The organism is Leptolyngbya cf. ectocarpi LEGE 11479 (assembly GCF_015207065.1).
GTDB lineage: Bacteria > Cyanobacteriota > Cyanobacteriia > Phormidesmidales > Phormidesmidaceae > Leptothoe > Leptothoe ectocarpi.
In genome coordinates, this window is sequence record NZ_JADEXP010000179.1 from 1 (window position 1) to 12,840 (window position 12,840).

The 12,840-nt window shown below is 49.8% G+C and carries 10 protein-coding genes; 1 reads left to right on the forward strand and 9 read right to left on the reverse strand.

Annotation, left to right across the window (positions count from 1 at the left end):
• Positions 1–26: 26 nt before the first annotated feature.
• From IQ260_RS18020 to IQ260_RS31525, 9 genes are all read right to left on the reverse strand, one after another.
• Positions 27–683 (reverse strand): LON peptidase substrate-binding domain-containing protein, encoded by a 657-nt coding sequence (locus tag IQ260_RS18020; RefSeq protein ID WP_193994494.1) that lies wholly within the window; start codon positions 681–683, stop codon positions 27–29.
• 235 nt (positions 684–918) lie between these two features.
• Positions 919–1,236 carry a 30S ribosomal protein S10 gene (rpsJ, locus tag IQ260_RS18025; RefSeq protein WP_006515830.1) on the reverse strand — a complete coding sequence of 106 codons (318 nt, stop codon included), beginning with the start codon at positions 1,234–1,236 and terminating at the stop codon, positions 919–921.
• A 120-nt stretch (positions 1,237–1,356) separates the two neighbouring features.
• Positions 1,357–2,586, reverse strand: a complete 1,230-nt coding sequence (gene tuf / locus IQ260_RS18030) for an elongation factor Tu (RefSeq protein WP_193994495.1) — start codon at positions 2,584–2,586, stop codon at positions 1,357–1,359.
• Positions 2,587–2,610: 24 nt separating this feature from the next.
• Positions 2,611–4,686: an elongation factor G gene (gene fusA, locus IQ260_RS18035; protein WP_193994496.1), complete on the reverse strand. Its 2,076-nt coding sequence runs from the start codon at positions 4,684–4,686 to the stop codon at positions 2,611–2,613.
• Positions 4,687–4,759: 73 nt separating this feature from the next.
• Positions 4,760–5,230 (reverse strand): 30S ribosomal protein S7, encoded by a 471-nt coding sequence (rpsG, locus tag IQ260_RS18040; RefSeq protein ID WP_193994497.1) that lies wholly within the window; start codon positions 5,228–5,230, stop codon positions 4,760–4,762.
• 170 nt (positions 5,231–5,400) lie between these two features.
• On the reverse strand, positions 5,401–5,775 hold the full coding sequence (gene rpsL, locus IQ260_RS18045; RefSeq protein ID WP_006515834.1) for a 30S ribosomal protein S12: 375 nt from the start codon (positions 5,773–5,775) through the stop codon (positions 5,401–5,403).
• Between the two features lie 306 nt (positions 5,776–6,081).
• Positions 6,082–6,510, reverse strand: a complete 429-nt coding sequence (locus IQ260_RS18050; protein ID WP_193994498.1) for a phosphomannose isomerase type II C-terminal cupin domain — start codon at positions 6,508–6,510, stop codon at positions 6,082–6,084.
• Between the two features lie 420 nt (positions 6,511–6,930).
• Complete coding sequence (locus tag IQ260_RS18055) at positions 6,931–8,700, reverse strand: phosphodiester glycosidase family protein (protein ID WP_193994499.1); 1,770 nt, start codon at positions 8,698–8,700, stop codon at positions 6,931–6,933.
• 607 nt (positions 8,701–9,307) lie between these two features.
• Positions 9,308–9,433 (reverse strand): hypothetical protein, encoded by a 126-nt coding sequence (locus IQ260_RS31525; protein WP_265579550.1) that lies wholly within the window; start codon positions 9,431–9,433, stop codon positions 9,308–9,310.
• Here IQ260_RS31525 and gltB point away from each other — a divergent pair.
• A partial coding sequence (gltB, locus tag IQ260_RS18060; RefSeq protein WP_193994500.1) for a glutamate synthase large subunit occupies positions 9,432–12,840 on the forward strand: 3,409 nt, incomplete at its 3' end. The genes IQ260_RS31525 and gltB overlap by 2 nt on opposite strands.

Below are 12,840 nucleotides of genomic sequence, written 5' to 3' on the forward strand. Positions count from 1 at the left end.
AAATAACAGCATATAGTTTGCGACGATTACGATGTACTATCCTCAGGCAGCACATCCTTTAGTGCAGTACGGGCCGCTAAATGATTACGAGTAGACGTTAAAATGTCAGCCTCGCGTTCCAATCGCTGAGCTGTATTTTGCATTTCTAGAAGTTGCTGCTGTTCCTTGGCGACACCGTGCAATGTGCTAGCGATCCAGTAAGACAGCTCTAAAGGAAACTCTGGAACGCTTTCAGGGAATTCAATTTCCTGACTTGTGAGTTTAGATGATAGGTGGACAACATCTCGTAGCAGCTGATCTACTTCAGAGGCTAATGGTGATAGGTCTTTGTCTGCTGCCTCATCCTCAACCCATTCAACTAACCCCACGCGATAAGGCTTTTCCCGAACATAGTCCAAAACACGAAACCTTTGCTGGCCCATAGTCAAGATTTTCATACGATCATCTGGCAGGCGCTGAAAATGAACAACCTCAGCACAACAACCAACCTTGGAGATCTCGCCACTATCAGGATCAATCATGAGTACACCAAAACGACGATCTGACTGCAGGATCGTATTCATCATGATGCGATAGCGAAACTCAAATATATGAAGTGGTAAATGCCTACCAGGGAAGAGAACTAACTCAGGCAATGGGAACAAAGGTAGTTCTCGGACAGCGACTGATGAAGCAGAATCCATTATGACAGGTAGGAAGATACTTGCAAGCATGCATCCTTAAGGATAAAAAGCATGAATTAGTCCTCAGAATGCAGCAAGCTTATTCTAACCTATCCATCAGATTCAAACATTACCCATCTCAAACCGCTCCATAAAAAGACCTGAGCACCGCATTAAGAGCGTTGCCCAGGTTTATAACCAGGTGAACTATTTTCCCTCTGGTACGTTTCTAAGTCAGAGCATTTCGGCTAAGGCTCTAAAGCTTAACCTCAATATCTACGCCAGCGGGTAAATCCAGCTTCATTAGAGCGTCAATGGTTTTAGAGGTAGGTTGATAAATATCGATAATACGTCGATGTGTACGAGTCTCAAAGTGCTCTCGTGAGTCTTTGTTTACGTGAGGAGAACGCAGCACACAGTAAATTTTGCGCTTAGTGGGTAAAGGAATCGGTCCAATTGCAGTGGCGTTAGTCCGATTAGCGGTATCTACAATCTTTTCGCAAGACGTGTCTAAAAGGCGACGGTCAAATGCTTTTAAGCGAATACGGATCTTTTGTTGCTGAATAGTAGCCATTACGACTCAAGTGTCCTTCAATTATCAAGGTTCATCGGTCCAAAGACCAGGTTAACGAAGAAGGCATTAATGCACTAATGCCTTCTTCGGATTGAGCTAAAACAAATTACTGAGTAATTTTTATTCAGTAATCTTTGAAACTACCCCAGCACCAACAGTGCGACCACCCTCACGGATAGCAAAGCGCATACCTGCTTCAACTGCTACAGGGTTAATCAGCTCCACATTCATTTTGATGCGATCGCCAGGCATAACCATTTCAGCAGCACTACCATCGTCAGCCGTGAAACTGGCAATAGAGCCGGTTACATCAGTTGTACGTACATAGAACTGAGGCTTATAGCCAGGGAAGAAAGGAGTGTGACGACCGCCTTCCTCTTTGTTGAGTACGTAAACTTCCGCCTCGAACTTAGTGTGAGGCGTGATGCTCTTGGGCTTGGCTAGCACCATACCCCGCAGAATATCTTCCTTTTGGACACCACGCAGTAGAACGCCAACATTATCTCCAGCCATACCCTCATCAAGGGTTTTCTGGAACATCTCCACACCAGTTACGGTACTTTCAACAGTGTCACGGATACCAACAATCGAAATTGTTTCACCGACTTTGACCTTACCACGCTCAATCCGACCAGTCGCAACCGTACCACGACCAGTAATTGAGAACACGTCCTCAACGGCCATCAAGAAAGGCTTATCAACATCACGCTCAGGCGTGGGAATATAAGCATCAACCTCGTCCATCAGAGCATGGATTTTGTCAACCCAGTTATCCTCTCCGCGACCGAGATCTCCTTTAGCCTGAAGGGCTTCAACCGCTTTCAGAGCAGAGCCTGCAACGATGGGGATATCATCACCAGGAAAATCATAGGAACTCAGAAGTTCACGAACCTCGAGCTCAACCAGCTCAAGTAGTTCTTCATCGTCTACTTGATCCTGCTTATTCAAGAAAACAACGATATGAGGGACACCGACCTGCTTAGCTAAGAGAATATGCTCACGAGTCTGAGGCATAGGGCCATCAGCTGCGGAACAAACTAGGATGGCTCCGTCCATTTGAGCCGCGCCCGTAATCATGTTCTTCACATAGTCTGCATGTCCGGGGCAGTCTACGTGAGCATAGTGACGAGTCTCTGTCTGGTACTCTACGTGGGCTGTATTAATGGTGATACCCCGTGCTTTTTCTTCCGGAGCGGCATCAATATCCTCGTAATTACGAGCTTTGGCGCCACCAGCCGCTGCCAACGTCATGGTGATCGCAGCTGTCAGAGTAGTCTTACCATGGTCGACGTGGCCAATGGTGCCAATGTTAACGTGGGGCTTACTTCTATCAAACTTTTCGCGTGCCATTTATTTACTCTGTCCCTAAATTACTTATGCGTTCCCTTTGTTTCTAGCGATAATCGCCTCAGCCACATTGCGCGGAACATCCGCGTAGCGACTAAACTCCATAGAGAATATGCCTCGACCTTGAGTCTTTGAACGGATATCAGTGGCGTAGCCAAACATTTCAGCCAGGGGTACATTTGCACTCACCTTGGCAAGTCCATCCTCAGACCCCATACCCTCAATCTGGCCTCGACGAGAGTTAAGGTCTCCCATGATGTCACCGAGAAACTCCTCAGGAGCTTCAACCTCGATTTTCATCATAGGTTCCAGTAAGACTGGAGAAGCCTTTGTGACTGCGTCTTGAATAGCCATCGATCCAGCGATCTTAAAAGCCATTTCAGACGAGTCCACATCGTGGTAAGAACCATCTACCAGTGCGACTTTAATGTCGATCACGGGATACCCAGCTAGGATACCAGATTCGCACTTTTCTTTCATGCCAGCTTCAGCGGGTCCAATATATTCTTTGGGTACCGTGCCACCAACAATCTTAGATGTAAACTCAAATCCGGAGCCTTCATCCCCTGGTTCGACCTCAATCACCACATGGCCAAATTGGCCCTTACCTCCACTTTGGCGCACAAACTTACCTTCAGTGGTAATCGCCTTGCGAATGGTCTCGCGATAGGCAACCTGGGGTGCGCCAATGTTTGCTTCGACCTTGAATTCTCGCTTCATGCGATCCACGAGAATATCTAGGTGAAGCTCCCCCATTCCTGCAATCACTGTCTGATTAGTTTCAGGGTTGGTTGATACCCTGAATGTAGGATCCTCCTCAGACAGTGACTGTAAAGCTTTGGCCAGCTTTTCCATATCCTGCTTGGTCTTTGGCTCCACAGCTACGGATATGACGGGTTCTGGCACGAACAAAGACTCTAACACAATCGGACTATCGGTAGTGCAGATTGTGTCACCCGTTGTGGTGTCCTTGAGTCCTAAAACAGCTCCTAGATCGCCAGAGCACAGTTCATCAACTTCAATACGGTCATCTGCCTTGAGGACAATCAATCGGGAAATTCGTTCTTTCTTATCCTTAGTAGCGTTGTACACATAGCTACCCTTCGCTAGAACTCCCGAATACATGCGGATAAAGGTCAGACGCCCATAGGGATCGGACATGATCTTAAACGCCAGGGCCGCCAGTGGTCCGTCGTCTTGAGGAGGGCGCTCACCAGTCTCTCCATTAGGTAGCGTGCCTTGAATCGGTGGAATATCTAATGGGGAGGGCAGGTAGTCAACTACCGCATCTAGCAAGAGCTGGACACCTTTATTTTTGAATGCAGACCCACATAGCATGGGCACCAAACCACCGCTTGTTACCCCCTGGCGCACAGCCTGCATAATTTCCTGAGCGCTTAAGTCCTCACCTTCAAGGTATTTCTCCATAAGAACATCGTCGGTTTCAGCAATTGCTTCAACCAACAGAGTTCTATACTCCTCTGCTTGCTCCTGCAGCTCTTCAGGAATATCAACTTCTTCAATGTCTGTGCCTAAATCATTCGCATAGATGTGCGCCCGCATCTCAACTAAATCGACCACACCTTGGAACTGATCTTCAGCACCGATAGGTATTTGGATTGGAACAGCATTCGCTTTGAGCCGCTCACGGACTTGCTCGTACACCCGGAAGAAATTAGCTCCGGTGCGGTCCATCTTATTGACAAAAGCAATCCGGGGAACGTTGTAACGGTCGGCCTGACGCCAAACAGTTTCTGACTGCGGCTGGACACCACCCACTGAGTCAAAAACAACAATTACACCATCCAGAACACGCATTGAGCGCTCGACCTCAATGGTGAAGTCAACGTGGCCAGGCGTATCAATGATATTGATCTGATGATCGCGCCAGCTTGTGCTGATAGCAGCAGCAGTAATAGTGATGCCACGTTCCTGCTCTTGCTCCATCCAATCAGTGACAGCATTGCCATCGTGTACTTCACCGATCTTATGAACCACACCAGAATAAAAAAGGATGCGTTCAGTCGTGGTGGTTTTACCCGCATCAACGTGAGCGGCAATCCCAATATTCCTAACTTTTTCTAGTGGAGATGTGCGTGCCATGATTGCAGCATTTAACTGACATATCTAAAAAAGTCGTATCGCTATACTGCTATACGTCAAACGGCGCTGACTATTAATAGCGATAGTGAGCAAAGGCCTTATTGGCTTCTGCCATGCGATGAGTTTCCTCTCGTTTACGAACGGCTCCACCCGTTTCGTTGGCTGCATCCATTAGCTCGTTAGCCAGTTTGATAGCCATGCTCTTGCCGGCTCGCTGCCGAGCAAATTGGGAGATCCATCGCAGAGATAGGGCTGTGCCTCGGTCAGCACGAACTTCCATCGGAACCTGGTAGGTAGCACCACCCACACGACGCGCTTTTACCTCAACCAGCGGAGTGGTATTGCGAACGGCCTGTTCAAATACTTCCAGAGGTTCATTGCCAGTGCGCTCTTCAATCAGTTTGAAGGCTCCGTAAACAATGCGGAGAGAGAGGGATTTTTTGCCGCTAACCATGATGCGTCGGACCATCATGCTGACCAGTCGGCTGCTGTATACAGAATCGGGTGGAACAACGCGCTTCTGAGCGTTTGAACGACGAGACATAGTAATCCTTGAGTAAGACGTATGAGTTGAGTGCTAGAGGTCAACTTGAGTTGACCACAGCTGGTCTAGCTAGAGAGTTTTGTGGCGCATACACTAGCAGACGCACTGCAACTACACGGAAAATAAAGGCCACACCCGCCCGTCTCCCGTAGTGCGCTGCCGCAGAACCGTTACTCCTTAGGACGCTTAGCGCCGTATTTGGAACGACCTTGACGGCGATCTTTAACCCCGGCGGTATCAAGGGTGCCACGGATAATGTGGTAGCGAACCCCAGGAAGATCCTTAACACGCCCGCCGCGAATCATGACGACGGAGTGCTCCTGTAAGTTATGGCCAATGCCTGGAATATAAGCGGTTACCTCAAACCCAGAAGTTAGCCTAACCCTGGCTACTTTACGCAATGCAGAGTTAGGTTTTTTAGGCGTAGTGGTATAAACCCGAGTACAGACGCCTCGACGCTGAGGGCAACTCTTCAGCGCTGGGGACTTCGTCTTTTTCTGAGCGTTACTTCGCTCACTCCGAATGAGCTGTTGAATGGTTGGCATATTGAGAAAGGCTAATGCCTATTGCTTCGAAGTTTTCACGAGACCCCATCCTATCGAGACCGGGGTTTTATTGTCAATGATTTTTTATGGCGAAATGCGACATGCTCCATTGCTTCGGGAGCATCCTATCCATTCAATACGACCCGCAGATTAGCGATGTCTCCATAAATCTTGAAGTTCGGTTGTTCAGTACCTGTATTGTAACAAGCTAGCCTAGGTAGCTTGTAGGCTACCTAGGCTTAATAGTCCAAGGCTAGGTTTCTATTTTTTGAATGATGGGAAGTCTATTCTAGGCTTTGATTATGACTATTTTTTATCTGTGCGAGCATAGTCATCTTGGAAGCGAATGATGTCGTCTTCCCCTAAATATTCTCCGTTTTGTACTTCGATGAGTACTAGGGGAATGACTCCTGAGTTTTCTAGGCGGTGGGCAGTGCAGGCCGGCACATAGGTAGATTGATTAGTACATAGAAGGATTTCTTTTTCGCCACAAATCACTTTGGCTGTTCCTGATACTACAATCCAGTGCTCACTGCGGTGATGGTGCATCTGTAAGCTTAGGCGATGGCCAGGCTTCACCTCAATACGCTTAATTTTGTAGCCTTTGCCTTCTTCAAGAACAGTGAATGAGCCCCAGGGCCGCGTGTCGCTTGTGGGAGAGTTACTTATGGGAGTGCTTACGCTCTCTTTACTGTCCTGGCCAGCGGTTTTGGTGCGATCTTGAGTTTGGACCATGGTTAATAGTTCCTGTATGGAAGAATTCAGGTGTTGATATGTGACTAACGGTTTAATTGTGACTGCCCCTGTATGTGCTTCAAGGCTAAACAGCGCTTAGCCTGTGATAGCTGAGAGTATGGGTCATGCCAGCACTGGTTTTGGCTAGCACAAAGTTTGAATAGCGGTTTAATTACCGTGATAAAAGTGAGCTAAAGGGATGGTTCGCTTTCGCAAAAACAACGTTGCATTCAAAAACGAACCCTGCCAATAGCAGTAGGAAAATTACTACTGCTATTTAATTCAGGTCTCATCATAACAGTGGAAATTAGGGAGACGTCACGCGTAGGGCTACCGAAACGATTAACTAAACGCAGTCTTCAACTTATAGGGGATAGCTTAAAGCTTGCTTCAATCACGGGTACTTTTATGGGCGATTTGTTAAGGCAGGTGGGGTTGTGCAAATATACCCAGGGCATTGTTGATGCGGGCAGCTGTGCGGGGATGGCGGTTGATGAGCTGTCCACTGAGATACAGGCTAGATGAACCTCCGCCATCTAGGTTGAGTGCTTCGGTACATCCGAGCTTTTCTACGATGTGGGCTGTCTCTGTCAATGTGGGGCCACGACCGCCGATACGGTCTTGAATGGCGATAAATTTGATGTGACCGCTACGGGCCAAGCCAACGACACTTCTGGGGGCTCGACCGTTGATAAAGTTGGGGCTGAAGCCTTCTTGTTGGGCATTGAGGACGATTTTTCCCTGGGTTATGAGTAAGGGGCCTGCACCGAGTGTATGGGGCAGTTGTTCAAAACGAGAGGGTTGGGTCTGTTGATTAAGGGTAACGGGGGTGCCTGATGAAAATGCAGGGACAGCGGAATTAAAGGCTCGTAGAACTAATAAATATCCCCCAGGAGGAATTTGAATTGTGTCTTGGCCTGCGGTGCTTAGGGTTTGTTTTTTTGTGACCTGGTGGTTTTGAACGGTGATGACAGTTTCGTTGTCAATCAGAGTGGTGTATTGCCTTCCCCAGTTTTCTGTATAGCGAGCGATGCCAGCTTTGACATAGCCACTATTGAGGGTGTCGATGGTAAAGGTTTGATTGTTGGCGGTGACGGTGGCTTGAAGCGCAAGGCGGTCCATAGTGACATTACCTTGGTTATCCCACCCGATTGCTCCACGTCCTAAGATGGGACCAGAAACCCAGCGATTGTTGTAGCGCAGTGCTCCCAGGGGTAGCTGGTTATTCCGATTGAAAAAACCACCGTTGATCAATGCTATGGTTTGCCACTGGGTGGCTAAATTTGTTGGGGGCTTAATGCCAGCAGCCTGGTTTGGGAAGGCCGATAGGGGCAGGAGGGCAAAATCGGACTGCTGGAGATCCAGGCTTAAGGTATAGACAGGAAATCGATCGCGATTGAGGGTGACGTAGCGCTGTTGAAACTGAATCCCATTAGCCCAGAGGATTTCTTTCGGTCTGAGGGCATCGGGACGGATATCAATGACCAGACGATTAGGTTGAGCCAGGCTCCATACCTGGGGATGGAGGTGGTCAGCAGTATTTAAAGTAAAGGTGGTGCGCTGGCCACTGGAGCTGATATTAAGGCTTTTAAGATTATTCGTGTTGGCGAGTTTAAACTGTGCGATCGCATCCTTGGCCATGGCTGCTTCCACTGTCACAGTGATGCTATTGGCAGCGGGGCTAACCTGCCAGGCGGCGGCCTGACTCAAATCTAAAACCAATCGATCGCCCCACGATTGACGGCCCTGACGAATAGCCAATATTTGGCTTGATGGCAGCCTTAGATCAAGGACAGTGCCCTGGGGAGTGACCTGCCAGCCGAACTGCTGCACCAGGGGGGCAATATCGAGATAGCGATCGTTGGCATATTGCCATGCGGGCAGGGTGAGTACCCCTGGACCTGCCGATAAAAACCAAGTAACTGGCTGTTTGTTTGGTTCGCGGGTGCTGCCTAGGTCTACACCTAGCTGACTTGCGATCGCCCCATCAGCAATTCCAATTAGGGTGCGTCGCTGTTGCCATGCACCGGGAACCAACCGCCCATTTATGCGGAGTTGTTGACCACTGGCGGTCGGCGCTGCCGCGTTTGCCAGCGCCGACTGACCGATGGATGAGGTGATAACTCTAGTCAGGGCAGGATGGGAATTGATCTGAGTGGCCCCTAGCACGAAAATGCAGGTACATAGCATCAAACCAAAGTATCTCAGTGATGCTTTTAAGCGGGGGGACCAGGGACCTTGCATTGACATAGGCAATGAAGCAAAGATGCTCTCTAAAAAGAATCGTCCGTCAAACAGCGTTAAGCAAGAATAAGACCTGGGCCATAGGATTCCCTCATATTTTCCTTATTTTTTCCCTATTGCTCTTTGGCCGCTCATCATGACGAAGCTATGGATTAATGACCATGCCTAAGATAACTATCGTAACTGTTTACTATTTGTCGAGAGTAAGGACTTGTAAGCGTTCAGCTGGTCTTGACGGATTTAGGATGTTCGCTCAATAATATCGATCCTCAGGATTTCGTGAGCAATTTCTCTGGACAGTTTGTCAGCTGTCGTGAAGGATCGCTAAATTTGATTTACTTTTAAAAAGTAAAGACAGTGTAATCACCGTCACAGTCGTTACAACATTGCTCGCATTTGCAATCGTTTGTCTGCTGTTGGAAAAATTGCCCTGTGTCAGCCTGGAGTGTATCAATCTATACACATCGACACCGTTTAGGGATGTTGACTGATTAGATAGGCTCCCCGCAGGGTTTTTGAAAAATGATCTACCAGCTTGGTGATAAATCATCGATTACTTTTCCTCTGGGGTATTGGCACAGATAGGCTCTCCAAGTACTGTCGACAGCATTTCTCGGCGATAGTAGCCGAGAGCTTGGTACCTAACCGTTTTCTTTCTCTCTTCTTTTGACTGGCTCATGGTTAATCAGCGTGTGGATAATTTTCAAGCAAATCAGCAATCCCAGTGGCTAGGGGTATTGGGGCCTAAATCATTGGTGGAGGAACGGGATGCCTGTGGTGTGGGATTTATTGCTGATCAGCAAGGACGCGCCAGTCATCGTTTAGTCGCCGATGCTCTACATGCCTTGAGCTGTATGGAACACCGGGGGGGCTGCTGTGCCGATCAGGATTCTGGTGATGGGGCCGGTATTATGACCGCCATTCCCTGGAGGATTTTGCGGCGTTGGGCGGGTGACCAAGTACTTAAGCCGAGTAATGTCGGTGTCGGGATGACATTTTTGCCCCGGCATCGTGAAGCTGCAGAGCTTGCTAAGCAGCAGTTTGGTGAGGTCGCCAAGGCTGCTGGGATGACCCTCATCGGCTGGCGGCCTGTGCCCGTAGCGTCCGCAACCCTGGGTGCTCTAGCTCGAGAGTTTGAGCCTCAAATTGAGCAGGTGCTAGTGGCCTCTACGGCAGAGGGAGATGCGCTAGAGCGGCAGTTGTTTCTACTGCGTCGTGCCTGGCTGCGTTCCTTAGAGGCTGTTCAGGGGGCAGATGACCTCACAGCGGCGCTAAAAGAAGTCTATATGTGTTCTTTTTCTAGCCGCACATTGGTTTATAAGGGGATGGTCCGCAGTGAGGTGCTCGGACAGTTTTATCTAGATTTACAAGATGGTGAGTACGAGAGCGCATTCGCAGTGTATCACCGTCGTTTTAGTACCAACACTATGCCCAAGTGGCCCTTGGCACACCCAATGCGTCTACTGGGTCACAACGGTGAAATCAATACTCTGATTGGTAACATCAATTGGATGATGGCCCGCGAAGCGGATTTAGCTCATCCTGTGTGGGGTGAGAGTATCGAGCAGCTGAAGCCGATTGTAAATGCAGACAATAGTGATTCATCCAACTTGGATAATGTGATGGAGCTGTTGGTGCGTTCAGGACGTACCCCAGCTCAGGCGTTGATGATGATGGTGCCTGAAGCCTATCTCAACCAGCCTGATTTACTGAACTACCCTGAGATTACTGACTTTTATGAGTACTACAGCGGTGTACAAGAGCCCTGGGATGGGCCGGCGCTGGTGGTATTCAGTGATGGTAAACAGGTAGGGGCCACCTTGGACCGCAATGGCCTGCGTCCGGCCCGCTATGCCATTACCCGTAGTGGCTATTTAGTTGTGTCGTCTGAAGCCGGGGTGGTGGATCTGCCCACAGAAGAGATCGTCGAGAAGGGGCGGCTAGGGCCAGGGCAGATGATTGCCATTGATTTTGAAACCCATGAAATTTTGAAGAACTGGGATATCAAGCAGCGGGTAGCCCAGGCTCAGCCCTATGGAGACTGGCTGAGTGCTCACCGTCAGGATATTGCTCCCCAGCTCTTCCGTGAAGAGTCTCATTTAGAAGAGCAGACGTTGTTAACACATCAAACGGCGTTTGGGTATACGGCGGAAGATTTGGAGATGGTGATTCAGGACATGGCGGCCCAGGCCAAGGAGCCCACCTACTGCATGGGGAACGATGCTCCGCTGGCGGTTCTATCCGATAAGCCCCATGTGCTCTATAACTATTTCAAACAGCGGTTTGCCCAGGTGACTAATCCTCCCATTGATCCGTTGCGGGAGCGGTTAGTAATGTCGCTACAGATGCAGCTGGGCCAGCGTCATAATTTGTTAGACGAGCAGCCAAGTCGCCTAATTAAACTGAAGTCCCCCGTCGTTAACGATAACGAGTTGGAGATGATTCGCAAAGGGCAGCTGTCAGTAGCGAGTCTGTCCACCTTATATGCTGTTGGCGATGGCCCTCAGGGATTAGGTCAGGCCCTTGAGCGTCTTTGTGCCCAGGCCGATCAGGCGGTGCAGGCCGGTGCTGAAATTTTGATTTTGAGCGATCGCATTGATGGTGATGGTCAGGCTGCGACGGTATCGGCTAGCCATACCTATATTCCACCGTTGCTGGCGGTGGGAGCTGTGCACCATCACTTAATCGGTGATGGTTTACGGATGCGAGCTTCGCTACTCGTGGATACGGCCCAGTGCTGGACCACCCACCACTTTGCTTGTTTAGTGGGGTACGGCGCGAGTGCTGTCTGTCCCTATTTGGCGCTGGAGAGCGTACGACATTGGTGGGCCAGCAGTAAAACCCAAAAGTTAATGGGCTCGGGTAAGCTGCCCGCCACTACTTTGAACGGAGCCCAGGCTAACTACCGTAAAGCGGTGGAAGAGGGGTTGCTCAAGATTCTTTCAAAGATGGGAATTTCTTTGTTATCTAGCTATCAGGGAGCCCAAATTTTTGAGGCGCTTGGCATTGGTCCTGAACTCTTGGCGGCTGGCTTTAAGGGCAGCATTTCACGGCTGGGTGGTCTGACGGTGGCGGAGTTGGCCCAGGAAACCATGCGATTCCACAGTAAGGCGTTTCCTGAACTGACGATCAAGCGTCTGGAGCACATGGGATTTGTGCAGGCGCGCCCCAAGGGGGAGTACCACAGTAACAGCCCGCAGATGACCAAGCTGCTGCACAAGGCGGTCAAGCTTAACCAATACGATCACTATGCGGTGTATCAGGAACACCTGAAGGGGAGTCCGGTGGCGGCCCTGCGGAATTTGCTGGACTTTAACAGCGACCGGGAGCCGATTGCGGTGGATCAAGTAGAGCCGGTGGAAGCGATTATGGCTCGTTTCTGTACCGGTGGAATGTCATTGGGGGCGCTGTCGCGGGAGGCCCATGAAACCCTTGCGATCGCAATGAACCGCATCGGCGGTAAGTCTAACTCTGGGGAAGGTGGGGAAGACGCCGTTCGTTTCAAACCTATCAATGACGTCGACGATCAGGGGCGCTCGGCTACCTTGCCCCATCTTAAAGGTCTCAAGTCTGGTGATACCGCCTGCTCTGCCATCAAACAGGTGGCTTCTGGACGCTTTGGCGTCACCCCTGAGTACCTGATGAGCGCCAAACAAATCGAAATCAAAATGGCTCAGGGCGCTAAACCAGGTGAGGGTGGTCAGCTACCAGGACGCAAAGTTAGCGACTACATTGCCTCTTTACGTCGGTCTAAGCCAGGGGTTACCCTAATTTCGCCACCACCGCACCACGATATCTACTCAATTGAGGATTTAGAGCAGCTGATTTTTGACCTGCATCAAATCAATCCTGCCGCTGGTGTCTCAGTTAAGCTTGTCTCTGAAATAGGTATCGGCACCATTGCGGCAGGCGTGGCTAAGGCTAACGCCGATGTTATTCAGGTATCAGGACATGACGGTGGGACTGGTGCATCCCCGCTCAGCTCGATTAAGCACGCTGGGGTGCCCTGGGAGCTAGGTTTGACCGAAGTTCACCGCGTGTTGATGGCAAATCAGCTGCGGGACCGGGTGCTGCTGCGGGTAGACG

Coding starts and splice junctions, on each gene's coding strand:
- IQ260_RS18020 (WP_193994494.1), bottom strand. CDS start 683: ATGGATTCTGCTTCATCAGTCGCTGTCCGAGAACTACCTTTGTTCCCA.
- rpsJ (WP_006515830.1), bottom strand. CDS start 1,236: ATGGCTACTATTCAGCAACAAAAGATCCGTATTCGCTTAAAAGCATTT.
- tuf (WP_193994495.1), bottom strand. CDS start 2,586: ATGGCACGCGAAAAGTTTGATAGAAGTAAGCCCCACGTTAACATTGGC.
- fusA (WP_193994496.1), bottom strand. CDS start 4,686: ATGGCACGCACATCTCCACTAGAAAAAGTTAGGAATATTGGGATTGCC.
- rpsG (WP_193994497.1), bottom strand. CDS start 5,230: ATGTCTCGTCGTTCAAACGCTCAGAAGCGCGTTGTTCCACCCGATTCT.
- rpsL (WP_006515834.1), bottom strand. CDS start 5,775: ATGCCAACCATTCAACAGCTCATTCGGAGTGAGCGAAGTAACGCTCAG.
- IQ260_RS18050 (WP_193994498.1), bottom strand. CDS start 6,510: ATGGTCCAAACTCAAGATCGCACCAAAACCGCTGGCCAGGACAGTAAA.
- IQ260_RS18055 (WP_193994499.1), bottom strand. CDS start 8,700: ATGCTATGTACCTGCATTTTCGTGCTAGGGGCCACTCAGATCAATTCC.
- IQ260_RS31525 (WP_265579550.1), bottom strand. CDS start 9,433: ATGAGCCAGTCAAAAGAAGAGAGAAAGAAAACGGTTAGGTACCAAGCT.